16 protein-coding genes are annotated in these 22791 nt (G+C 66.3%); 5 read left to right on the forward strand and 11 right to left on the reverse strand.

The features are described 5' to 3' along the window. Window positions 1–79 precede the first annotated feature (79 nt). Window positions 80–1036 carry a NaeI family type II restriction endonuclease gene (locus F9C41_RS16090; RefSeq protein ID WP_196279799.1) on the forward strand — a complete coding sequence of 319 codons (957 nt, stop codon included), beginning with the start codon at window positions 80–82 and terminating at the stop codon, window positions 1034–1036. On the opposite strand, the gene F9C41_RS16095 is transcribed toward F9C41_RS16090, so the two are convergent. Together F9C41_RS16095 and F9C41_RS16100 are read right to left on the reverse strand one after the other, a co-directional pair. Next, on the reverse strand, window positions 966–2171 hold the full coding sequence (locus tag F9C41_RS16095; protein WP_155387617.1) for a DNA cytosine methyltransferase: 1206 nt from the start codon (window positions 2169–2171) through the stop codon (window positions 966–968). The genes F9C41_RS16090 and F9C41_RS16095 overlap by 71 nt on opposite strands. A 10-nt stretch (window positions 2172–2181) precedes the next feature. After that, the gene (locus tag F9C41_RS16100) at window positions 2182–2733 is read right to left on the reverse strand and encodes a very short patch repair endonuclease (RefSeq protein WP_330164771.1); all 552 of its coding nucleotides are present in this window, start codon (window positions 2731–2733) and stop codon (window positions 2182–2184) included. A gap of 320 nt (window positions 2734–3053) precedes the next feature. On the opposite strand from F9C41_RS16100, the gene F9C41_RS41275 reads away from it, so the two are divergent. Continuing rightward, the gene (locus F9C41_RS41275; RefSeq protein ID WP_155387618.1) at window positions 3054–3902 is read left to right on the forward strand and encodes an NgoMIV family type II restriction endonuclease; all 849 of its coding nucleotides are present in this window, start codon (window positions 3054–3056) and stop codon (window positions 3900–3902) included. Between the two features lie 259 nt (window positions 3903–4161). On the opposite strand, the gene F9C41_RS16110 is transcribed toward F9C41_RS41275, so the two are convergent. The 6 genes from F9C41_RS16110 to F9C41_RS16135 all read right to left on the reverse strand — a co-directional run bounded on the left by F9C41_RS16110 (window position 4162) and on the right by F9C41_RS16135 (window position 16292). Next, entirely contained in the window at window positions 4162–5703 is a 1542-nt protein-coding gene (locus tag F9C41_RS16110) for a HEAT repeat domain-containing protein (RefSeq protein ID WP_155387619.1), read from the reverse strand. 270 nt (window positions 5704–5973) lie between these two features. Next, the gene (locus tag F9C41_RS16115) at window positions 5974–7110 is read right to left on the reverse strand and encodes an IS701 family transposase (protein WP_155387975.1); all 1137 of its coding nucleotides are present in this window, start codon (window positions 7108–7110) and stop codon (window positions 5974–5976) included. 443 nt (window positions 7111–7553) lie between these two features. Further along, window positions 7554–8660, reverse strand: coding sequence for a tyrosine-type recombinase/integrase (locus tag F9C41_RS16120; protein ID WP_155387620.1), 1107 nt, complete (start codon window positions 8658–8660; stop codon window positions 7554–7556). Continuing rightward, on the reverse strand, window positions 8657–9010 hold the full coding sequence (locus tag F9C41_RS16125) for an AbrB/MazE/SpoVT family DNA-binding domain-containing protein (RefSeq protein ID WP_155387621.1): 354 nt from the start codon (window positions 9008–9010) through the stop codon (window positions 8657–8659). Before F9C41_RS16125 ends, F9C41_RS16120 begins: the two co-directional genes overlap by 4 nt. A gap of 1210 nt (window positions 9011–10220) precedes the next feature. Beyond that, window positions 10221–14573 carry a response regulator gene (locus F9C41_RS16130; protein WP_155387622.1) on the reverse strand — a complete coding sequence of 1451 codons (4353 nt, stop codon included), beginning with the start codon at window positions 14571–14573 and terminating at the stop codon, window positions 10221–10223. 63 nt (window positions 14574–14636) lie between these two features. Next, window positions 14637–16292, reverse strand: a complete 1656-nt coding sequence (locus F9C41_RS16135) for a hypothetical protein (RefSeq protein WP_155387623.1) — start codon at window positions 16290–16292, stop codon at window positions 14637–14639. A 412-nt stretch (window positions 16293–16704) separates the two neighbouring features. Here F9C41_RS16135 and F9C41_RS16140 point away from each other — a divergent pair, with 412 nt between their 5' ends. Both F9C41_RS16140 and F9C41_RS16145 read left to right on the forward strand, forming a co-directional pair. After that, a complete protein-coding gene (locus tag F9C41_RS16140; protein ID WP_155387624.1) occupies window positions 16705–17196 on the forward strand; it encodes a hypothetical protein in 492 nt (163 codons plus the stop codon). A gap of 431 nt (window positions 17197–17627) precedes the next feature. Further along, the gene (locus F9C41_RS16145; protein ID WP_155387625.1) at window positions 17628–18299 is read left to right on the forward strand and encodes a DUF7002 family protein; all 672 of its coding nucleotides are present in this window, start codon (window positions 17628–17630) and stop codon (window positions 18297–18299) included. Window positions 18300–18428: 129 nt separating this feature from the next. On the opposite strand, the gene F9C41_RS16150 is transcribed toward F9C41_RS16145, so the two are convergent. Then, a complete protein-coding gene (locus F9C41_RS16150) occupies window positions 18429–19307 on the reverse strand; it encodes a TRM11 family SAM-dependent methyltransferase (RefSeq protein WP_155387626.1) in 879 nt (292 codons plus the stop codon). Beyond that, on the reverse strand, window positions 19304–19927 hold the full coding sequence (locus F9C41_RS16155; protein ID WP_155387627.1) for a hypothetical protein: 624 nt from the start codon (window positions 19925–19927) through the stop codon (window positions 19304–19306). Before F9C41_RS16155 ends, F9C41_RS16150 begins: the two co-directional genes overlap by 4 nt. Window positions 19928–20271: 344 nt before the next feature. On the opposite strand from F9C41_RS16155, the gene F9C41_RS16160 reads away from it, so the two are divergent. After that, complete coding sequence (locus F9C41_RS16160) at window positions 20272–21045, forward strand: hypothetical protein (RefSeq protein ID WP_155387628.1); 774 nt, start codon at window positions 20272–20274, stop codon at window positions 21043–21045. A 316-nt stretch (window positions 21046–21361) separates the two neighbouring features. On the opposite strand, the gene F9C41_RS16165 is transcribed toward F9C41_RS16160, so the two are convergent. Beyond that, on the reverse strand, window positions 21362–22069 hold the full coding sequence (locus F9C41_RS16165; RefSeq protein WP_155387629.1) for a hypothetical protein: 708 nt from the start codon (window positions 22067–22069) through the stop codon (window positions 21362–21364). Between the last annotated feature and the right edge of the window lie 722 nt (window positions 22070–22791).

Below are 22791 nucleotides of genomic sequence, written 5' to 3' on the forward strand. Positions count from 1 at the left end.
TCGACGCCCTCCGACAAATTTGACCGCAGCGACGCCCAGCGGATTGCCACCACGAGTGGTCTTCGTTTACCGTGCGCCAATGCATTCGGACCCAGGCCTCTTCGAGATTTCACGCCCCATCGGGCCGCGTGCCGATGGCGACGGTCTCGCAGCGGTGGAAGGTTGGTTTCGAGCACAGCCTGGGATGGCGTCGAGGTTCGCTTTGGCACTCCGTCAGTCCATCGACGAGGTGTTGGACGGGCAGCGAACGGGACGGTTCGATGTCGCGACGCTAGAGAAGACCGAGAAGACCTATCTTGGCACCAAGGTCGAGATCGTCGTGCGAGCCGAGTTTGGGCTGGCGCGGGGCGAGTCGATGGACTATCGGGTTGCCGGTTGTGATGTCGATGCCAAGTTCACGATCGGGCGAACCTGGACGATTCCTCGGGAGGCGATGGGGCACGTCTGTTTGGTCATGGCGGCCGATGATCTTCGTTCGCGGTTTCGCGTGGGACTGTTGCGTATCACCGAACAAGTGCTCACGACTGGCCAGAATCAAGACGGCAAGCGGGCGGTCTCGCTCGACGGCCGGGGCGCGATCAGTTGGCTGGTGGTGGACGCAGGTCTTCCGGAGAATGTGTTGCTGCAGTTGCCGCCGACCGATCGCGAGGCGATCTTCAGTGCATCCGATGGTCACCGTGGTTCAGGCAACGGCGGACAGTTGAGGATCAACGAACTGTTGCGACGAGTCCATGGGCGCATGATTGACAGGACCACGGCGATAACTGTGGCCAGCCAGTTGGATGGTCCGAAGCGTGTGCGTGACGCTCGCCATCTTTTGCGCGACGAAGGCGTTATCGTCCTCGGCCATCAGAATGACCACCCACGGATCGCTCGAGCCCTTCAGCTTCCGGTCCCACCGAAGGGCTCCTGGATTGCCACGCGTCTGGTCACCCATCCTGCGGGTGACCAGACGCGCGCCGTGGTCATCGGGGGGCAGCGCTACGCGGTTGCCCGGCCCGGCGAGCCTTCGGAACCCGGTCCGACTGACTATTGATCGGCTGCTGCGGCACCGCCTTGCCCTGAAGGTAGGGCTTGAGGTGCCGGGCGACGGCCTCGGCCAGGCGTGGGGGCACTGCGTTGCCGATCTGCTTCGCAATTTCGATCTTGCTGCCGCACCAGAGGAACTCGTCCGGGAATGACTGGAGCTTGGCTGCCTCGAGCTGGGTGATCGGCCGGTTCACGTTGTCGGCGTGCTTGAGCCCCAACCAGTGAGGGTGCAGATATTGGCCCTTCTCCGGCTTGTAGAACTCGGTGCGGATCGTCAGGGAGGGGGCATCCCAGCGCATGCGGCCCATGACGTCGGTGGTGCCGGTCTTCTTCTTGCGCCAGCAGTCCGACAGCAGCTCATCCGGCAGATTGAAACGGCCTCCGCCGGGAGGGATGTGGTCGTAGCGCGCCAATGACCGGTCCGTGGGGTTGCGCCCGATGTGCAGGTCGAGACCCTTGAAGACGCCGGCGACCTCTTTGCCGAAAAATGCAGTGCGTGAAACAGGGAGTTCCGTGGTGGCCGGCATGGCTGGTAGGCCCTGGATTGCGTCGCGGACGGTTGCCCAGGGTTTGAGGCCGAGCCCGTCGAGGATGTCGCCGCGGGCGTGCGTGGGCTGCGGCATTGAGATCTTGCCTATTCGGGAGCCGATGACGATCGCGCGGGTACGCCTCTGCGGGACCCCGTAGTCGGCGGCGAGCAGCAGCTCGTGGGTGAGTTCGTACTCTTCGAGGAGTCCGCCGGGTGCGGCCTCGGCGAGTAGCAGCTGGAACTCCGATGAAGATCGGAATCGGTCGACGTTTTCGATCACGAACACCTTTGGTCGGGCGTGTCGGACGAAACGGATGTATTCCTTCCACAGCTTGTTGCGTGGATCGTTCACATCTCTGCTGCCGAGGTTGGAGAAACCCTGGCAGGGCGGACCACCGATGATCAGGTCCGCTGCGGGAATGTCGCCGTCAGGAACCGCTGCGATATCACCCCAGCGGGTGTGTGCTTCGCCGAAGTTCGCCGCGTAGGTGGATGCCGCGTTGAACTCCCATTCCACCGACATTACCGGGCGGTAGCCCTTGGCGTTGGCGAAGCCTTGGGTCATTCCGCCGCAACCGGCAAACAAGTCGATCATGGTGATGGGATCGGGCATGTGGACCAGGTTAGGACACACCCCCGACACCGTGCCGCAGACCCGGCCGATCGTGACCACGTCGATCCCGAACTGTTGCCGCCACGCGCAGGGCCGCATCGACAGCCTTCTCATGCTCCCATATGCGTACCGTAAGCCAGCCGGCGGCCGCCAGGCGCGCATCCGTATCGACGTCACGGGCGCGGTTGCCCTCGATCTTGGTACGCCAGAATTGCTCGTTGTTCTTGGGCCACGTCGCATGGTCGGGACATCCATGCCAGAAGCAGCCATCGACAAAGACGGCGACCTTGACCCGCGTGAAGATCAGGTCGGCTTCCCTGCGCACGCCCTGTAGCGGGCGGCGATGGATGCGAAACCGCAGGCCCATGCGGTGTAGCTCCTGGCGCACAGATACCTCTATACCCGTATCACGTGCCCGCTGACGACTCATTCTCGAGCGCACGACCTCGGTCGTTTCGAGTCGTGGCCTTGGGCTTCGTTCGTCCGAACCCTGTCGCTCCGTCATCGGTAACCATCGCTGCACTCTGCCCCTGGCACAACCGGCATACCGGGGCGTGATCATCGTCTACCGCAGATGTTACCGCTCGCCGGGAGAGCGTCGAAACGGAAGGCCGTCGTACCATGTGGCACCACTCACATGTCATCCGCCGCTTGCCCGGGCGGCACTGACGTGAGGCAGTCGAGGACCGCTGCCTGATCCCGCCCGCATCGGCCGAGACCCAATGGTCGATGCGTGGCCAGCCCACCCACCGAGCTGACCACATGCCACCGCTGAGACACATCCGGCCGCGCGCGGGCCGACCTCACGCCGGGCGGGTTTGACACCTTCGTGCTTCAGTTGCCCGGACATCGAATGTCGTATGCGGCAACTAGAGTCGCTCCGTGACGACGACCGACGTAACCGCCCCAGCTTGGCTCATTCCCCTGCTGGGCTATCGCAAGGCCACGCAGAAGCAAACGCAGGTGTGCACTCAGTTGTTCGGAGAAGCGCACGCGCCCAACATCGCCGACGCCAGCAGCGCCACCAGCACCAGGATCGCCGGCGTGGCATACAAGATCCTCGGGATCTCCCAGACCGGTGTTGCCGATCTTTCCAAGGCCGACGAGCCTGACGACGATGACGCCGAGGAGACGACGCGACCCAAGCGCAAAAAGAGCACCGGCGTCACGTTGGAACACCTGATCCGGGACGACCTTGCAGAGGCGCTGGTGAAGGCTGCACCGGACAGGGACTGGAAGGCCGTGTGCGGTCGCAGGGCGTCGTCGTATCAGCAGTTCTCGCACCTGGATGCGCTGCATAGGCTGTTCACGGACAACCCCGCGCTGCGTTCGACCGTGGGCCAGGATTACCAGGTTCAGACCGACGTGTGCATCGGCTTGCCTCACCACGATGGATCCGCCGACCTTCTCCACGCCGCCGTGTCCAGCAAGTGGTCGTTGCGCTCGGACCGGGCTCAAAACGTGCGGCACGAGTTTGCAACGCTCGTGCGCAACCGACGCGGCCGGCTGCCCCACCTCGTCCTCGTCACCGCCGAACCGCTGCCGACCCGCCTACTGTCCATCGCTCGCGGAACAGGCGACATCGACGCGGTTTACCACCTGCTGTTCGATGAGATCGCCAAGGGAGTTGAAACGTCGACGCGACAGCAGAAGAGCGCATGGGCCGAATTGGTGGGCCAGGGTCGCCTATTGCCATATCGGGCCCTGGCACCGACGCTCGCGCACAGCTAGCCATCGACGTCAGCGGCTGATGACGGCCGTAGACCACGTGTCTTCAACGTCGCCGCAGGGGGCAGCGATGCATCCCTGCGGCGCTCCTCCAGGCAGACGCCTCGCCGCGATATGCAGGTCGTGCAGCCGAGTCGAGGCAGCCGAGTGGCTCGTGGCATACCGGCACTGGGTCGGCGCTGACTCTGGCGGCAGTTCACGGCACCTGGCGGGAGGGGTCACGCTGCTGCGCGCACGCGCCGCCGCCTCAGCTGAGACGAGCCTAGAAGCGGATCAGGTCGACGAGTGGTTTGCCCAGGACGGGGACGGCCAGCGCGAGCAGCGTGTGGAGCTCTTGCACGAGCTGCGGGTCGATGGGGCGTAACCGGCCGTAGCCGGGCCAGGTCCGCACCTCGTGCTCGGCTGCCCCTCGCAGTTGCTGGTCGGTGTCGTGCAGCAGTCGCAGCGATACGGTCAGCCGGGTCCACGGGTCGCGGGCTACGCAGATCCGGAACGCGGCCATCCGCACGTTGGGCGCCTGCTCTGGTCGGAGCAGCGCCTCCAGTTCAGGCTCGTCGACTTCGGCGGCTCGTACGCTGAGTGCTGCTGCGGCGTGCCGGACCACTGCGGGGGATGGGTCGGTCAGCCGCGCGGCGAGCGCGTCGACAGGTGCGGTGCCGAGGCGGCGCAGTGCTCGCACCGCAGCGACCCGGCCGCGCGTGGCAGGGTGGGTGAGCCATGGCGTGATCAGGGCGGTGTCGGCGGCGTTGCCGGTTTCGCCAAGTCCCGCAATGACGCCCGGAGCCGGCGGCTCGGCCGCGATGAGCCGGCGGTAGTGGTCGGCCGGATCGCCGTCGCGGCGGCGCAGCGCCGCGTACGCGATCTCGCGCACCTGCGGGTGGCGGTCGGACAGGCCCGCGTCCGCGTCGAACTCCCCCGCCCGTGACAGGCGTCGGATCGCCTCCGCGCGGATGCTGCCGGTGCGGCTGGTACGCAAAATCCGCAGTACGGACAGGTCCGCGTCGGCGTTCATCGCCGCGTCGGCACAGCTCCGCCGTACCCCGAGATCGGGGTCGGCGAACGCCGCGGTGAGCAGGCGGGGCACATCGATGCGCCCGCCAGCGATGGCGATCCGGTATGCAACTCGGCGCAACCGCGGGTGTGCGGTGGACAGCAACGCCGCCAGTCCGTGGTCGGGCAGTCGGGGCACGAGCCGCTCGATCTGTTCCATGAGCCAGCCACCGTGTCTGCGGGCATGCAGAGTCAGCGCAAGGTCGGCGGTCAGCCGCAGCCGTGCGATGTCCAGGTCGTCGGTGAGTTGACGGCTGAGCGCAGTGCGGGCGGCCTCGCGTACCGGGTGCGCCCAGTCGGCGCAGCGCAGGGCCAGTACGGCTATCGCTGCCGGGTGGCCGTGCTCGGCGAGGCGGATCGCTGCGGCCTCGCGCAGCCGCCCGTCGTGGTGGCAGCCGGCGCCGATGAGGGTGACAAGGTCTGCGGTGTCCTCGGCGAGTGCGCTTGCGGCCTGTTGCGACCAGCGCTGCACCCACCACGACTTCGCGCGCAGTGCCTCGTCGAACCGTGCCCACCAGCTGCCCGACGAAGCCGCCAGGATCTGCAGCGCCGTCGCGCGCTGAGCATCGTCGCCGTCACGAGCAGCGCTGTAGTAGCCGGTCGCGACGCCGCCCGGGTCAGCGTGGGGGTCACTGAGCGACTGCGCCAGTCGCGCCGGCTCGGCAGGCAGCGGCAGGTAATCGGGATCTGCGACATAGGCCGCAGGCTGGGGTGGTTCCAGCAGCCAGCGTCTGAGTCGTGCGCCGATCGTCATCGCATACCCCCGTGGGCGCCGCCGCGGCCGGTCCACGGTGACGTGCGCAATTCTGCGGACGAGACGAGAAGGCACGCCAGCGGATATCCGTCGCCCGCGATCACACTGGCCCACCCATGAGCACAGGCGGATGACCTACTTGCTAGTACTCCAGTTGCAGTTTGCCTTTCGAGTATCTGTGCTGGTAGTGGCCTAGTTTTGCCCTGTGTTGATGGGCTCGACGCCACCATGACCATCGATTGACTTGATCGTTGGTGGGGGTCGCGGCGGTCAGGTGTGCCAGGAGACGGCGGACCTCGGCGAGGGTGAGCGGGATGAGCCCAGGTCGCCCGGCGCCCCCTTTTTCGCCTGGTCGGCGGTGACGGCGAGGAAGGCGTGGGCCAGCATGACGAGCGTGATGTAGCGGTACCAGCCGGGGTATTTGCGGACCTGGTATTCGTCGAGTCCGACCTGGCCTTTGGCGCTTTGAAAGCATTCCTCGATGGACCATCTGGCTCCGGCGACCCGGATCAGCTCCTCGTCAAGGGTGTCGTCGGGTCCGTAGCAGAGGTAGAACGCAAGTTCGGCGGGATTGGCGATCGATCGGCGGATCAGCAGCCATCGGGTGTGTCCGTGGTCGGCGGTTCCGGTGTCGGGCAGGGTCGCTGCGGCCCAGTCGTAGAGGCGTGGCCCTTTGGCTCCGTTGCCGCAGCTGCGGCGCTTCCAGGCTTCTTCGGGCGCGAAGGCGATCAGGGCGTCGGCGCGGGCCGAGCCGCCTTCGGTAGGGATCTTCTGGCTGCGCGGCACCGCCAGGACGTAGCCGACGCGCAGCTCTTGAAGAGCAAGGCGGAACTTGGAGTCCTGGCCATACGCCTCGTCTGCGGTCACCCACCGGGCGGGCATCCCGGCCCGCAGCGCCCGTTCGACCATCCGCAGTCCCAACGCCGGCTTGGTCGCGAAGGTGATGTGGTCGTCGACGCCTGCCTCGCGGCGTCGCGGCAGATCCTCGCACCAGCCGCGGGGCAGGTAGAGCTCCCGATCGATCAGCGTCCTGCCGTGTCGGCCCGCATAAGCCAGGAACACGCCGAGCTGGCAGTTCTCGGTCCGTCCGGCGGTGCCGGAGTACTGGCGTTGAACGCCGGCGGACTTGACGCCCTTCTTGAGAAACCCCGTCTCATCGACGATCAGGACGCCGTCGGGGTCACCGAGGTGCTCACGGACGTAGTCGCGCAGGTCGTCTCGGACCTGGTCCGGGTCCCAGCAGGAGCCGTTGAGAAGCCGTTGCATGCCCCACGGCGTTGCTTCGCCAGCGGTCTCGGCGATCGTCCAGCCGTTCTTGCCGGCGATCGGCGACAGCAAAGCGAGCAGGTACGAACGAACTCTTCTGCGTGGTTCGGCCCGGTAGAACCGGCCGGCGATACGCGCCATCAGGTCGTCGAACGACGCCGTCCAGCCGTGAAGGTCATCAAGAGCCACAAGCGCGGGAGTCTACATAGGATGATCGATCTGGCTGGCGACGGCCTGGCTCGTCCCGCTCACAGTCGCCGAGGTCCGCCGTCTCCTGGCACACCTGACCGCCGCGACCTCCACCAACGATCAAGTCAATCGATGGTCATGGTGGCGTCGAGCCCATCAACACAGGGCAAACTATGCCACTACCAGCACAGATACTCGAAAGGCAAACTGCAACTGGAGTACTAGGACGCGTCGAAGCCTGACTCACCCGCGTGACCTGGAAGCCACCGACGCGACAATGGCGGCGCCGCGCCCTTGCCTGCTTAGGACGGCCACTAGGCCGCACGAACCGTGATCAACGCCGTTCGGCGCTCTCCAGTCCGTTCGAGGTCTGTTCAGGGGCAACTCTGTTTCCCTTATTCTCCCCGCTCCCCCGGCGCGCGGACGACGGGCCCGGACGCCGCGGCACAGGTGATGGCACACCGTAGGCGTTCGTCCAACTCAAGCGGGTGGCGCTCGTTGGTGTAGGCGGCTAGCGCCATGGCTACCTCGTACACGTCGGCTCTGACGTAGGTCGCTGTGGCGCCGGCGTTGCCCTTTCCGTCGTGGCCGGCGTAGGCCCTGGCGATGCCGTAGCCGAACGTGCGCTCGACCCAGGTGAGTGTCGTGTGACGCAGCCAGTGGGTGCTGACCTGCTGGACAGCCACCCACGGAAGGTGCTTGCCGATCTGCAGCCACAGGCTGTCATACCTACGACGTGTGACCGGTTCGCCTTTGCGGCTGCGCAGGAGTTGGCCGAGGGGGTCGTCGACTCCCCTCTCCCCCTCGTGCGCCAGTAGCCGGCTCATCAGACTGGGAGAAACGGGCTGCCAGCGCTCGGTTCCGCCCTTCTCACGTAACCGCACGAGGCACTGTGACGCGTCGAGGTCACACCCGCGCAACGCAAGCGCGCCGCCGCGGCGGCACGCTGTTTGTGAGTGCAGATCGATCAGCAAGGTGTCAAGATCGGGGTCCTTGCCGGTCTCTTCCGCGGCTCGCCTGATCTGCTCGAGTTCGCCGGCCCGCAGCGCCCGTCGGGTGCTCGCCAGTCGTCGCGGTTTGGCGACCCGTAGCGCGGGATTGGCTCGGTCGAGGATCAGCCCGTCTGCCACCGCGGATCGGTAGAGGCAGCGCAGCGACGCGATCAGGTGTTCGGCGGCGGATCGTCCGCCTCGGGCGTTGCGCCTGATGACGAGCTGCTCTTTCATGCGTTCGGCCAGCTCTCTGATCTCCAGGGGCGTCGGCTCGTCGAGTCGCCGACCGCCCCAAGCCGACCGCACGCGGTTCCAGTACGTTTCGTACACCCTCAGCGTCCCGACGCTGACGGATTTGGATACACGGTCGATGTAATCGTCGAAGGTGGGAACATGCTGCGGCGCTTCGGCGGAACGGTCGGTGAGCTGTTCAGGGCTGATCCCCAGCCGGGCGAGGAGTAGGCGAGCCGCCTCCAGTTCGCGTGCTGACGGGTCGTTGGACTGATTCATCGGCCTGTCCCGGTTCTGATGGTGGTGTGGTAACTCGACACCATGTAGTCGAGCGCAGCCGAGGTGTAGGCCGCGATCATGTCCGCGTCGGGCAGAGCTGCCACGAGTAGCGTGTCGCCGATGCTCGTCCGGAGGCGATGACGAATGATCGCCGGCAGTCGCAGGTGACCCTGCCGAGTGATCACGTAGGGCCCGTGCCGTTGAACCAGGATGATCCCGCTGTGCCGATCGGCGGTGATCGAGACAGGCAGGCCTGCCGGCCAGCCGAGACACCTAACAGGTGTTCGATCGGCAAGGCGACCGCTGGCGTCGATGGTGGTCGTGACGTAATGGGGCGAGCTGATGGTCATGGCTGTGTTCCCGCAATGCGTCAGGTGGACGTGGGTTGCCGTCGAGCTGACTTCTCAATCGAGACACTCGTCCCAGACGGCCAGGCCGAGATGCCAGTTCTCGCGTTCCGACCCAGCACAGATCCGTGACCTTGACCGCTGCTGCTGCAATCAGAACGCTCGGGCGTGGCGTTCGATTGTTTGCAGCGCCTTCGGCCCGCCGGGTGTGGCTGGCTCAAGGCCTCCGCGCCGTCAGGCATCATTCTCGCCGGGTCCGACAAGGTTTGCTACAAGAGCACCGCACATTCATACACTCGGTTGACAACGCGGCTCAGGTACGTAGGCCGACCCCCTACGCATGCCTGCCCGGGATCCACCCCGCATTGGTGCGCTGATCAGCGGCCTTACCACCACCTACGGGAAGTAACCCGCAACGACGTGACCGCCTTCCTTGCCAGGAGTACGTCTGCCTGCGACTCGCGCAAGCTTGAAATCGCTGTTCGGCTGGGGCCGGGCACCACAAGATCGTCTTCTAGAACCCGACCTGCTGCGTTCGGCGTCCGACCAAAAGCACCCGACCTGGCAACACCGGACGCAGGACGACATCGACCAAGCTGTACGCACACGGACTACCACCGCAGTAGAGTTCTTCGTCGTTCTCGCCGCTATCCCCGCCGCCGTCCTGGCCAGATCTGAGCCCTGCTGCTTGGCCACGTCGACCTGACCGAGCGACGCACCACCATCGCCAGCCATGACCGGCCACTCGACGAACTGCCCTTGCGCATCCTCTCCACTGGTGGCACCGAACGCCGCCGTCGCTGACCGAACGCCGCCAACCCGGCGAGTCGCCGCGAACTTACGGGTCCGTTGACGCATGAAGGCCTGAACGGACTCACAGGCTCCCGCCATAGCACCCGCGAGTTAGAGCCGACCTGCGGACTTTCGCGGGCACCGCAAACGACCACGTCCTGATATGCCATAAGCGCGTGCGGCACACCGCCCCCGATCGCCTTACGAACCGAGTACAGCGGGAAGAGCGACGCCCGGGCGCTTAGCCGTCCTTCGCGGCCCGCGGCCAGCAAAACCACGCGCCGCTCGGCATGGTGGCGTCGCCGGCTTATACCTTCCCGCTGCCGGTGGCGCCGCGGGTCGCGGCGTGGGTGAGGTGGGCGCCGGGGATGTCGGCCCAGGCGGGCTTGGCTCATTTCCTGCAGTGTTGGCCAGGTTGCCGTCAGAGACTTGACCGATCGCTTGGCTGGCGCCCCGTCAGCAGATCCGTGAGTTGCCGGTCGGCGGGTGCCTGCCAGACCTGGTCAGAGCCGAATGCCCGGTACCGCACCTTAGCGAGATCGCCCCTTCCTGCGAGGTCGAAGCCGTCGAAGCATGACAACGACCATTCACCGCGTGACTCGCCTTGCCGTGCAACCAGCCAGGGCAGCATCGGGATCCAAGAACTCTGCGGCCGCCACAGCCCCACGGAGTCACGATCGACCGGAAGAGCACTGCTCATGGTGACGCTCGGCAGCACGGGGCCAGGTCCGGTGACCCGGGCGGCCGTGATGAAAAACTGCTTATCGTCATAGTCCAGGCTCTGCCGGATTAGAACCGCGTCGGGGGCTACCTGCGCAAATCCGACAGCGAGCTGATCGAGTACCTGCGTTGTGAGGTTCAGCATGCGGTCGAGTTCGTCGCGGCGCGGCTCGGCGCCGTGGCCGACGTTGTTGCGATCGGTGACGACGGCCCTGAGTCGGTCGGCATCAACGTGGCGCAGGACCTGGTGGGTGTATGCGTTCCTGTCTGGCAGTCGCTGCAGCCGTTGGGCTAGGCCACGCCATCTGCCCATGGTCATGTTGTTGGACACGGCGCTGGCAGGTGCGAGGGGTGTCTCGCCGACCGCCGTCTCGCCCAGGCCGATGCAGCACAGGAAACGCAGCGAGTCCTCTACGGCGCGGTGGCCGAAGCGCAGCTTGAGGTTGAGGTCGCCCTCGGCCTGAAAGCGCTGGATCCCGAGCACGAACGGCAGCGGTAGGCGGTGGACGTCGGCTATGGCGTTTCGCTGGTGTTCGGCCATGACAGCCTCGAGTCGGGGGGTCAGGTCCTCGCTCGCCTGGGCCTTGACCACGTATGCCTTCGCGCCGCCGTTGAGGGCGTCGATTGTCTGCGCTTGTCCACCCTCGCCGGATAGCACCACCACCGGTGTGCGTAGACCACGGGCGCGTATCTGGTCAAGCAGCCAGATACCGCCCCAGGTGCCCGGTGGCATCTGCAGGTCGCTCACGATCACGTCGTATGACTGTTCGTCGAGTCGTGCGAGTGCGCTGGTTCCGTCCGCGGCGAAGTCGATGACGTCGGCGACGCTCTCGATGTGCTGTGCGATCGTGTGCGCTACGTTCTGCTGGTCGTCGACGAACAGCACGCGCCATTTCCCGCGTCCGACGATCGTCGGTTCAGGCGTGCCGGTTTCGCTCGTCTCCTCAGGCGTGCCGTGCGACTCCACTGGAATGTTGGTCTCCTCGTCGTCCTGGTCTGCTGCCGGGGCCGGGGATGGGTCCTCGGTGAGGCCTTGCACAGGCAGCCGGATTAGCCATCGCACGCCGCGGTCGGTAGGCAGGTAGCTCATGCCCGCACGCATCCGGCGCAGGGTGTTGCCCACCAGCCACAACCCGAGGCCGGACCCGTGGTTCTTAGACGACGGGACCGTCTCGTCGCGCATGAATGCCTCCCGGACACGTGGTGGCAAGCCGGGGCCGTCATCCTCCACCACGATGGCGACATGTCCGGGTTCGGAGTGCCAGTCCACCGAGATGACACCGCCTTCGGCGAGTGCCTCGGCGGCGTTCTTGACTAGGTTGTCGAGTACCTCGGTGAGCAACGACGGCGCGACCTGGATTTCGAGCAGACCCGTTCGGCTCGGTGGAGTGAGCCGTAGCCCCGTCCTCAGCCGCAGCATCTGCCCGGCGCAGTACTCGTCGAGCCAGCGCCCGATCTCTATCGTCTCTTCGCCGGTGTGGCCGGCAGTGCCCCTGGTCCGGCTAAGGTGCCCTGCCAGCTGGCAGGCAGACTGGTGGTGGGCGACCGCGTCGGCCAGCTTCCGCAACCGCGACAGGCGGTCGCCGGTCCGGGCACGGCGTGCTGCGTCCTCCAAGCACACCAAATCGTTCTTTAGACGGTGCAGCACGTTGGCTAGCTGCCTGAGCTGGCTGTGGTCGATAGGGCTGCCACTTGCCAGCAGCCCGACAGCGGCCACCGAGCGGTGGTCGGTCTCTGGTATGAACCGTGCGGTAATCGCGAACTTGGCGGGTTCGACGAAGATCTGGACGCCCGGCACCAGCTCGGTGAGCAGGTCGGCAAGCGGCCGGATCCGGTCCTGCTGGTCCGGTTGTGCAAGGGCGCATTCGACTCGTACGCCGTCGCCAAGCACCCGGACGGCTACCGCCTGACTAGCGTCATCAGCGCCGGTCGTGCGCCGCAGCCAGTTCATGCATTCATCGATCGCGGCGGCCTCGCCCGGTCCCAGTACCAGGTCGGTTGATGGCCCACCGGCAGTTTCTTTAGGCGATGACTGCTGCCACCTGGCGACAAGTTCTGCGATCGGCTCGCGGCGCCTGGTTGTCGCAGCTCGTAGCGCGGCGGTCACCGCCAGCATCTGGTCCCATTCGGCAGCGGCACGTACTTCCACCTCGCCTTCGGGGTCGAGGCCCATGACCCAGGTCGCGACGCTGTGCACAGCCTGCTCTAGGCGGCGGCCCCGCGAGGTGGTCCAGACGCCTCGGTAGATCGAGCACAGTTGTTCGTAAGTGGTCTCCGGCATCGGACCGAGGATCTCGTCGACGCTTTCCGCCCAAGTCAGGAATGCATCGATGCCGTTGACTGCAGCGGATCTGATCCGATCTAGGCCGAGTAGGCCGTCGTTGACGCACCGCTGCAGGCGGCGACCAGACAGCTGCGGGAACTGCTCGATCATGGTTTGGATGAGTGCGGCGCTCTGGGCACGCTCGGCGCTTGTCAAGCGAGTGCCGTCGTCACCGGACCCGAGTGCGAAAAGTCGCAGCAGGTGGTGTGCGGCCTGTTGCGATGCTCCGGATTTTCCGGAGGTGGGGCCTCCCGCGCCCGCGAGGACTATGTCTCCCAGGGTGGCTTGAAGTTGTGCCGTGACTTCCTGCTGGTGTCCTGGTCCGACGATGGTGTGTTCGGCCGTGACGGTGCCGCCGAACGCGGCGCAGATGCGCGTCAGGCGGGAGAGGCTATCAAGATCGTGTTCGAGCGCCGCAGAACGGATCCAGTCGATCATGAAAGGGGGAAGTCGGTATGTCTCCCGGCCCCCTCCGAAGCGCCACCCAACGGCGGTGAGCGCCTGCACGACGTCGGCCTTTATCGTCGGCGGACATTGGTCCTTCTGTCCGGCGCCCAGCAAGAGTGCCGGTCGCACTGCGAGGCGATCGAAGACAGACGAGTACGCGCCCTCTGGCAGGTTCCTGATCGCACCTACATTGCCCGCTTCTGATAGTGCGTCGACGAGCCGTTCCTGCGCGACGAAGCTCGCCGCATAGGCGTCGAGCACGTATGAGCCATGGTTGGCGAGCAGTCGGTAATCAGTCTGGTTCGACTTCTGCAGGGCGTCGGGGTGCTCGTAGGTCCATGAGGCGTGGGTCAGGGCCTGCTGGAGGTAGGCGCGTCGGCCCGGTTCGACGTCGAACTCCATATGGAGGCGGTCGACAGTCCGGTCGTGGAGGTCGGCGAGGCGGCGATACGCCAGCGGCTCCCCCTTCAGCCTGACTGCCTTCTCGCGAGCCGGTGTCGGCACGGCGCCCACCTCGCGCAGGTAGTCGCGTGCCGCCGCTGCTCGCGCGTCCTTCTTGCGACGACCCTCGCCGCGCCCGCAGCGGGACCCACGGTCGCGGATCACCGCGACGTGAAACAGATCATGGTCAGGTCCCGCCGTGGAAGCCTCGAGCTCGAACTCGCCATGAGGTTTCGAGTTGACCAGGTGCGTCCACCAGTCAACGTTGAGCTCATGGTCATCGCCGTCGTTGACGTCGAAGTCCCGCTCCGCCATTTGGCGCACTGCGCGATAGCCACCCGCGAGCGATATGACGCCAAGGATCTGCAGGGTCACATTCAGCTCGACGCCGTCAGGCCGTCCACGGTTGGGCTCCTCCCCCTTGCCGAGAGCCATCACCTCGGCAACGGTCAATGTCTCGGATATACGTCGCAGGATCGGGTCCCGCAGTTTCACGATCAGTCTGTTCTGCACTCCTCGGTCGGCTAGCCGCTCCTCGGCCACCGCGACGTCGGCGACTGCCACTCCAAGCCAGGCCGATCCGACGGTGGAAAGAGCCCCCAGCGCGGCTATAGATACGGGCGTTTCACCTGCTTCGTACATGAAGCTGGAGTGGCAGGTCGCCAGGCGCAGCCATCGCGACGCGTCGGAGTTCGGTTCCGGCTGCCAGCCCGCAGCCGCAAGGTTCGACATCAAACTGCCGGCAAGAGGTGGCAGCTGCGGAAACTCTCCCAGTTCGGGCAGCGGCCAGCGCAGCCGGCCACTGTCCAACGGAGTCTCATGCGTCGTCCTCGACAGTGCCATCGTGGCTGGTGCTCCTCTCAGCGCGACCCAATCGGTCTGTGTGACATGGCCTGGCGGCGATCGTCACGTCTGGGTGTTAGGCAGGTGCTTGCCGATATAGCCGACATAGATCGCTTTGCCGCCGGTGTCGAGGTAGTGCATGCGCGGTGCCACCATAGATGAGTTGCCTAGCCTGATGTGTGCGCCCATGAAGGCATGGCCGCGAGGGTCCACGTCGACGGGTACAGGCAGTACGCGCATGCGGCTGAACCGGCCGTTGTTGCGGACGGTCTCGGACTCGTCACGGGCAACCTTCCCCGCGGGAATGGTCGCATAGTCACCGTCTGGTGGACATTCGCACCAATGTTTGAAATCGCCCTGGAAACCGGCTTCTGACTTGGCGCGGGCGTAGTCACTGAGGGCTGTGAGCGCCTTCCACGCCAACTGGGCCGCGGACGCGTTGAACGCTTGCTCGTCGAGGTCCAGGCAGTCGTCTACGCTCCCGGTAAAAGTCACGTACGGGGCGAGCTCCAGCACTCGGTCCAAGACCTCCGCGAACGAGCTCGGAAGTGATGGTGCCTCTTCCACGGGATGGAACGCATCGTCGTACCGGCCTGCCGCGACCAGGCGCCGCCGCAACTCGCTGATCGAAGCTTCTCTTGACTCGATCTGGTCTCGCGCTATCTGGACTTCGTCCGTGAGATCTAGCAGCACGGCCTGCTGGTAGCTGATGGTTTGGGTGAGCTGTTCGATGTTGCCGTCCGCGATGGATAGCAGCTCGTCGAGCACCTCCACCTGTTTCCGCAGGGCCGCGATGTCCGCATCCGGAGTGCGGATTTCCCTAGCACTATCGCGCAGTGCGATGCCCAGCCCACGTACCGCAGCCGGCGGGAGTGAATGAGCCGCAAGCTGGCGCGGCAATGTCGCGATCACCCGTGCAGCGCGGGCTGGTTCGGCTTCGATTCGGCCACGGCTCAGCAGACGGTGGCGTATCGCGTCCTCCGACATCGCCGGATCAACACCTGGCAGGTAGGTACGCACCCAGCCGGGCGCGATCGCGTGGGTGGAGCCTATGCCCTCGTTGAAAAACTGCACCGCAGTTGGGTCCAGTAGGTACGTGCTGGCCAAACCTGGTAGGTGATACGCAAGCCGGTCGATGACCTGCCGCCACTCCTCGAAAACCCCGTCAGCCGGAGAAGCGGCCACCACGATCGGAAGACGCCGGGTGTCGAGGCATACCAGGTCGAGTAGGTCGTCCACGCTCGATGAAGGAACGACCGTGGGACGTGCCCGAAGCAGCGAATCGCCGTCGAACGCATCAACGGCGTCGAGAATCAGCCGGACAATCGTCGGCACCTTAGCCGATGGTGCGGCTACACCATGTGGCGCCGAGGGTTCGACGTTGACACAGATCCAGTTGTTCTCGTCTGCTCGCCCACGTGCGACGCCTACGGTACTCACCCAGACGACGCCGCCGCCAAGCTCTTCCCTCATCTGCCAAACCGAAGCGGAGCTGGTCTGCGTGTGAACTACGACGGCGGTCGCGGCAACCCTAGTCTCGTCCGCGTCAAAACGTCCGACGTCGTAGCCTTTTTGGCGTAGCCACGCACGCATCTGCTCGCGCACCCGGATCGACGCGTCACGGTAGTCCAGGGGTGTCTCGAAGGCGGTCCGATAGGGTACGAACCTTCGGCTGCCAGCATCACCGCTAGCACGGTCGACAGTCTCGGTGGCCGACAAGGCAGACCTCCGTTCAGGGCCGAATCGCGAAAACGGCGCGGATGCAGATCACTCCAGCACACTAGAGCAGTCACGCTCCGCACACGAGTGTCAGGCGGCTAGTAGATCTCATGTGGCCCGATCGGTTAGTACGTACAGCCTCCCGTGGTGGCACGAAGGGTCAAGATCGGCGGCCTTAAGGTTGTGTCGCATTCGGAGTGAGTGCAACGGGCCAAAGCCAATCGGGGATCGGCTAGTGGACCGCGGCTACCCAGCGGCGACCGGCCCCACCGCCGATCGAGCCCCTCGGCGCCAGACCTGCACCCCGCCCATGCCCGCGATCGGCGGGGAGTCCAGACCTCTCCACTTCCCGGGTTCATCAAGGAAGCCGGTCCGCTAAGTTGGCGGGGCGTTGATGGACAAGGAGGCGAATGTGGCCGAGTGGGCCGGAGTGGTTTCTGCGGCAGTGGCGGCTGTCGGCTTGCTGTTTGGTGGTTGGCAGCTGTTCCTCTTGAACCGCCAAGCTCGTTATGACCGCCGCGTGGCCGAGACCGGTGTGGTGGTGTCATGGCGCGCGGTCGAAGCTCCGGACCGCGGTGGCGATGATGGGCTGGCATACTGGGTGTATGAGGTGACCGCACAGAACCCGGGGCGACTGCCCATAGACCATGTCAAGATCTTGTGGTCCTTTGGCGCTCCGGTGCGCCGCGTGCACAACACCGGACGCATCGACGATCCCGCATTACACCTTGCCCTCGTGACGCCAGTCCTTGCCGGTGGTGAATCACGCCAGTGGCGGCGTCGGATCAGGTTCACATACGCCGACCAAGATGCGGTGCTGCACCCGATGTACGCGGAGATCACGTTCATGAACATCGACGGCCAGATTCGGACCAACCGCTGGCCACGAGCACGGAGGCCCTAATCTTGCGCAAACTCGGGTCTGTGCCGGGCCATGGCAGCCCCTTCTCGCACTCGTGGGAGGACGTTGAATCCGGCCCCCCACAGGCTGACGCCCCCGACCCCGTCGGTACGGCCGAGCCGATCCAATTCGCAATGATCGAGCGCCCCAACGGCAACGACCTCAGATTTAGGCCGCCCAGGGGCACGAGGTTCCACGGGCGCCGCCTTGTCTGACGGCGCACTGTGAGCACGGATGCGGCCCGATCAAGCCGATGGGTGGTTCGACAGCTGGCGCTCCCTCTAGGCATTGACTGACTACGCCAGGTTGCCATCGGGAGCGAGTTCGTCCAGGTGCGGCGAAATCACAAGGCCAGGCGGAGTGACGCTTGATCAGCCTCAGTTAAGGACGTTCAGGTGATCGAGGCTCGCGCCGGCGCGCCGTAGCCTCTGCGCATGGAGCGAAGCGAGCTGGTCAGGCTTTATCCTGTTCTGTTTCATATGGCCGAGGACGGCACATGGCCCTCAATACGTGCGAACGGGTTGCTGAGCACGCGTGCGATCGTAGATCTGTTCGATCCAGCTGCAACAGTCCGCACGTCGATACTGGGCAGCGTGCGCAGCAAGCCCGTAGTGATCGAACATCCCCAGCACGGTTATGCCGTCATCCGCGACCAGGCTCCGTTGAAGTTCTTGGATCAGTGTCTGACCGAAGGCACCGCAGCTCAGGACTACCTTAACGCTCTTAATGAGCGTGTTTTCTTCTGGCTCAGCTTCACCCGTCTGCGACGCCTGCTTGACGCGAAGCGCTATCGCAACAACGCGGCGACGGTTATCCACGTCGACACCGCCCGGCTGTTGGCCTGCCACGCCGACACAGTTCAGCTTGCGCCATACAACACAGGCAGCATGCACGTGCCGAGCGCGCCGAGACGCGGCACTGACGTGTTTGTCGATGTTGACCGTTACCCGCATGACCGATGGCAAGCAATGCGAGGTAAGGGCGCTGACGCGGTCGTCGAGCTCACGGTCAGGTACCAGGTGAAGGATATCGGCGATCTAACCCGGCGGGTGGAGCGATGGGTTGGCGGCAGCCCGGTCGATGTTCTCTACGACGCTGACCGCTGACCTCGTCTGCCTGCTCGCTCGTTGGATCGCCCAAGTGGCCAGCGTAACTGGCGCGTCGCCGCGAACCCGCGGGTCCGTTAATGCACGCCTTTGAACGGATTCGCGGGTTCCAGCGAAGTCCCACGTGAGTTAGAGCGAACCTGCGGGGTTTCTCGGCCTGCGGAACACGACCACGTCCTCGTGGGCGATGAGCGCTTGCGGCACTCCGCCGCCGATCGCCTTGCGGACTGAGTGCAGCTGGAAGAACGACGCCCGGTGCACCAACCGTCCGTCACGGACCGCGGCCAGCAGCGCCACGCATCGCTCCACAGGCTCGAGCCCTGCAGCGATCCCGCACGCGACCACCGCCGATGGCAGGTCGACGAGGCTGCCGTTCTGCCGCCACGGCCGGGCCGTGACCGCCACGTATCCACCGGGCTTGAGCAGTACGGCGCAGCCGGCCAGGATCTGGCTGAACCCCTCGGTGAGGCCGTGCCAGCCGGCGTGGGCGAGGTTGCGTCGGTCGCGGTTGTCGCTGTAGCGGTCGTGTCGCTTGTGTACCCCTGCGCCTGGCAGGGCGTCGACCTGCCCGTGCACGCCGGGCCCGTACGGCGGGGAGGTGACCACGAGCGAGACCTGCCCGAACAGCTCCGCAGGGACGAGGTCGGTGAGCATGGTGGCGTCGCCGGTGTACACCTGCCCGCTGCCGGTGGCACCGTGGGTCGTGGCGTGGGCGAGGTTGGCGCGGGCGATGTCGGCCCAGGCGGGCTCCAGCTCGACGCCGACACCACGGCGGTCCAGGTATGCGGCCTCGACCAGGCTCGTGCCGATGCCGCACATCGGGTCGACGACGATTTCGCCCGGGTTGGTGTAGCGGCCGATGGCGTGCGCAGCGATCGCTGGCAGCATCCGCGCCGGATGCTTGATCGCCTCCGGCAGGTAGCGGTCCTTGCGCTGGGCGCGGGAGGTCTGCTGCGCGGTGATCCACACGGAGACTGGCAGCAGCCGCGTCGGCTCGTTGGCGTTCATGAGGGGCCTCCCGCGGGGTTGAGGAACAGGTGCACGTCGCGGTGCACCGGTACGTGCACGGCGCCGCGCGGGCGGGTCTGTTCCGGGTGGGCGGTTATCGCGGTGTCGTGGACCGTGCCGGTAACCGCGACCAGGTGCTGCAGGTAGGTCAGGCCGACCTCGGCGGCGGCGCCGGTCAGGGCGCTGACGTCGCTGGCGTGGCGGCGGGGCTCCACGATCGTGGCGAGCACGCCGCCGGGGGCCAGCAGCACGCGGGCTGCGGCCAGCAGAGCGTCGGTGGGCAGGTCGGCGGGCCAGTACGCGGCCAGCAGCCCCCCGTCGCCCGCCCCCGGGGCTGCGGTGACCTTGCGCAGGCGGGCGGGGGTGAGTCGGCGGTGGGTGCAGCCGACGACCGCGGCGGCGGTGCCGAACGCGCGGGTGCTAGTGGTGTCGTAGACGATGGCGCCGGCGCCGGTGTAGGCGACGGTGAGCATCATGGCCAGCCGGGTCAGGCCGAGGCCGTCGGTGGTGTCGGCGGGGTCGGATGGGGTGCGCAGGATCGCCAGGGGCACGGCGGGTTCGCCGGGTACGAGGTCGAAGCCTGCGGTGCGCAGTCGGTCGGCGGTGGGTTTCGGGGTCATGGCCGTGGTGGCCCTCGCCCCCTGAGGCGTGGCGTGCTGACATCAGGTAATCGCGTCTGTCAGCGGAATCGAACGCGGCGATTTCCTGACAGCGGAGATCAACTTTCGTTCGCGCCGACGGCGCCGCTGACAGCGCCCGAATGCCATCCGCACCCCTGCATCAGCTCTGACCACCGGATATAGACCTGTCAGAGATCGCGCGGTGGGAAGTGGGGAGATTGTCCCGCGCTGACCGCCGGCGAGTGCTCGGACGGCCGAGCTGGCCTGTCAGCGATTGTCAGCGTGGGCGGCTGCGCTGGTGGCACGTCGCGATCCGTGCGGCGTCCGACCCGCAGGAGACACCGATGACCACCGAGACCGTCCTCACCCCGGCCGAGGATCGCCGTACCCGGACCCGTCCGCGGCCCGGATCCGCGCTGCGGGCGGCGCAGCGCGCGTTCCACCTTCTGGTCCAGCCGCCGGTGCCGCTGTCGCTGGACTGCCGCGACTTCGACCCCGAACTCGGCATTCCCGCGGCGATCGTGCCGTTGGACCAGCTGCAGCAGATACTGCTGTCGGCCGATACCTCCTACGCCGCCCGGGACGCGGTGTGGCGCAAGGTCTGCCGCGCCGCCCGCGAGTGGGGGCCGCAGTGGGTCGTGGCCGCCGCGGGTCTGGCACTGCCCGGACTCAAACGCGCCGCGCGTGAGCTGTATGAGGAGTACGGCGGCGACCGCGACGACATCGACTCGGAGGTCCTGACGGGGTTCCTCGAGGCCGTGCGCGGCGTCGACCTAGACAGCGACCGGCTGGCGGCGGCGCTGGTGTGGCGCGGCAGGCGGGCCGGTCACCGCCTCATCTGGGCCGACAAGCAGCACCGCCTGGCCCGGTCGACGACCCAGGAGTCGCAAGAGCCCCGGCCCTTGTACGGACACCCTGATCTGCTGCTCGGCCGTGCCGTGGCGCGTGGCGTCATCACCGTCAGCCAGGCCGTGCTCATCGCCGAGACCCGCCTGGAAGGCGCCTCCGTGGAGACGGTCGCCGACCGGTTCGGCCGGCCGGCGCAGGCGCTGCGCATGGTGCGGCGCCGAGCTGAACTGCGGATCGTCGCCGCGCTACGGGACGGCACTCTCACCTGAGCCCCTCCCCCGGCACGACACGAGCTCTTGGTTCCCGCTGTTGATCGGCGAGGAAATAGGGGGCCGTCCGACTCCGCCATTGAGACATAGCGTGAGCGCCGTGACCGTAGTCAATGGCCTTCACGGCCGCACGCACGTGAGGAACCCGACCGCCGAGAAGGCTCCCGGAAGCGAACCCCGGGGGCCTTCGCCTTGCTCCTGGCGAGCTACGGCACCCTGACGAACGGGGCGTCCGGCACCTCCAGCCAACCCCGGAAGTCCTTGCGCGCCCGCTCCAGGTCCGCGCCGAGCAGCGGTCGACGCGGCGGGAACGTAGTCACCGGGGCCGGTTAGGCCAGATAGGTCTCCAGCAGTCGGCCGGTGGCGCGGGGCGCAGGTTCTCCTGGTGGTCGAAGGTGGCCACGTAGATCACCAGCTTCCTAAGGATCAGCAGCGTCACGAGGGCGTGCTGCTCGACCTCGCCCTCGTCATACCCCACGGCCTGCTGACTGTGGAAAACGTTGTCGATCGCTCGCTGTCCGATCGCCACCGTCGCGTTGGCCGGCGCTACCTTGCTGGTGAGCAGGTCACGCCGCATCTCCGGGGTGGTGACCGGCTCCCGGTTCCCGCGTTCCCAGTTCGACACCTCCAGCGTCCAGCTCACGAGCACCGCCCAGGTCGCAACCGCGCTCGCCTCCTCGGCGTTCAGGTCGACGCGGTGACCGGAGCCCACTGAGGCGGCCGCCACCAGGGACCTGATCGCGTTGCGGGAGGCCGCCTCGATCTCGTTCGTCCAGCCGCTGTTGCAGTCCCGGCAAACGGCCATGGCGACAATGTCGAGCAGCGGCCGGCTCCGATCGGTGCGCGGCTGATACTCCCTGACCTGGTACTGGTCGCCCGCGTACTCCGCGGTGTACCGGAGGGTGGTCCGGGACGGGTGGTCACCGAGAACGGGGTGCAGCGCCTGGCCGATCACGTGCGCCTTGGAGGAGCCGAACTGCCCGCAAAACTGACATACCCGCCGGTGCTGTGCTTTGGAGGACACCAGTTCTTCCTGCCCTGAAGAGATTTAAGGAGGTGAGTCTACCGTTCACACTGGGTGAGCAGCGACTCGATATCCACTGCGCAAAGTAATGGCCAACGGATAGGCAGGCGCCCGTCGCGCACTCCTCGTCGATCCCGTCCGAGATCACTGTTGCCACGGCCAGCCGGTACCTGGACGCTGATCGACTCGAACGGAGCTTGCGACCGGGTGCCGGCCACCATCACCATGGTCGCCTCCGCAGGGCAGGTCCCCTCGATCGTGTCCGCAGCCTCGCCCACCGCCGTGACGCTGTCAGCACTGTCGTGACGGGTCGGCGCTGACAGCAGATCCGCCGCACGCTGACAGCCGCGCACCGCTAGCTGTCAGAGCCCATAGGAACCGCGCGGATTTACCGGGCACTGGATCACTGTCCTACGCCTGCCAACGCCCCCGAGAGCTGCCCTGTCAGCGCTGCCCGCGGGTGCGCTGCGGCTGTCAGCGGCCACGCGCTGAGCCACTGTCAGCACGACACGGCGTTCGATTCCGCTGACAGCAGCTGATTACCGGTTGCGTCACCACCCTGCCCCATCGGCGGGACCGGTCGCGCAGTGCGGCAGGACAGCCCCTCTCAAGGTCACGCGGTTCGCCCGGCACTCCTGAACGGGCGTGCTGACACGTGCCCCATCAGGTGACCAGCCAGGGAGGAGAGCCCTCACCGGCCGATCCGCCGACCGGGGGGGCTG

This window comes from Catellatospora paridis, from assembly GCF_009720365.1.
In the GTDB taxonomy this organism is placed as follows: Bacteria; Actinomycetota; Actinomycetes; order Mycobacteriales; family Micromonosporaceae; genus Catellatospora; species Catellatospora paridis.

Excerpts from the sequence above, each read along its gene's own strand:
- F9C41_RS16090 (WP_196279799.1), top strand. The coding sequence starts at position 80 with ATGCATTCGGACCCAGGCCTCTTCGAGATTTCACGCCCCATCGGGCCG.
- F9C41_RS16095 (WP_155387617.1), bottom strand. The coding sequence starts at position 2,171 with ATGCCCGATCCCATCACCATGATCGACTTGTTTGCCGGTTGCGGCGGA.
- F9C41_RS16100 (WP_330164771.1), bottom strand. The coding sequence starts at position 2,733 with ATGATCACGCCCCGGTATGCCGGTTGTGCCAGGGGCAGAGTGCAGCGA.
- F9C41_RS16110 (WP_155387619.1), bottom strand. The coding sequence starts at position 5,703 with ATGACGATCGGCGCACGACTCAGACGCTGGCTGCTGGAACCACCCCAG.
- F9C41_RS16115 (WP_155387975.1), bottom strand. The coding sequence starts at position 7,110 with ATGGCGCGTATCGCCGGCCGGTTCTACCGGGCCGAACCACGCAGAAGA.
- F9C41_RS16120 (WP_155387620.1), bottom strand. The coding sequence starts at position 8,660 with ATGAATCAGTCCAACGACCCGTCAGCACGCGAACTGGAGGCGGCTCGC.
- F9C41_RS16125 (WP_155387621.1), bottom strand. The coding sequence starts at position 9,010 with ATGACCATCAGCTCGCCCCATTACGTCACGACCACCATCGACGCCAGC.
- F9C41_RS16130 (WP_155387622.1), bottom strand. The coding sequence starts at position 14,573 with ATGGCACTGTCGAGGACGACGCATGAGACTCCGTTGGACAGTGGCCGG.
- F9C41_RS16145 (WP_155387625.1), top strand. The coding sequence starts at position 17,628 with ATGGAGCGAAGCGAGCTGGTCAGGCTTTATCCTGTTCTGTTTCATATG.
- F9C41_RS16150 (WP_155387626.1), bottom strand. The coding sequence starts at position 19,307 with ATGAACGCCAACGAGCCGACGCGGCTGCTGCCAGTCTCCGTGTGGATC.
- F9C41_RS16155 (WP_155387627.1), bottom strand. The coding sequence starts at position 19,927 with ATGACCCCGAAACCCACCGCCGACCGACTGCGCACCGCAGGCTTCGAC.
- F9C41_RS16160 (WP_155387628.1), top strand. The coding sequence starts at position 20,272 with ATGACCACCGAGACCGTCCTCACCCCGGCCGAGGATCGCCGTACCCGG.